The organism is Streptomyces fildesensis (assembly GCF_016107395.1).
Taxonomy (GTDB): Bacteria; Actinomycetota; Actinomycetes; order Streptomycetales; family Streptomycetaceae; genus Actinacidiphila; species Actinacidiphila fildesensis.
In genome coordinates this window covers 1-257 of the sequence record NZ_JAAIKO010000311.1, presented here as the reverse complement: position 1 = coordinate 257, position 257 = coordinate 1, and the positions used below count along the sequence as shown (strand labels likewise).

Sequence of the window (257 nt, the reverse complement as noted above, 5' to 3'; positions counted from 1 at the left end):
AAATTCATCCCGACTGAATCGGGGATAAGACAAGGCGCCTCATGGCGCACTGCCATCTGTCGGCGACCTGGAGGGCTTGCGGGGCACCGCGGGCAGCGCCTTCGGCGTAGAAGACGGCACGGTCACGGCAGATGATCTCAATTTCGGGCCGCTCGGAAAGCCAAGCCGCGAGCGTGTCCGCCTCTCGGTTGGGCAGGAGGTCGGGCGTTTCCCCTTGATCGAGGACACCCTGATCATTGGATCGTGAAGATCCATAG

General features: G+C 61.9%; 1 pseudogene. It reads right to left on the bottom strand.

Going from position 1 to position 257, the window contains the following annotated elements:
- Positions 1-52: 52 nt before the first annotated feature.
- Positions 53-257, bottom strand: a pseudogene (locus C6N31_RS43035) (hypothetical protein); the annotation flags it as partial.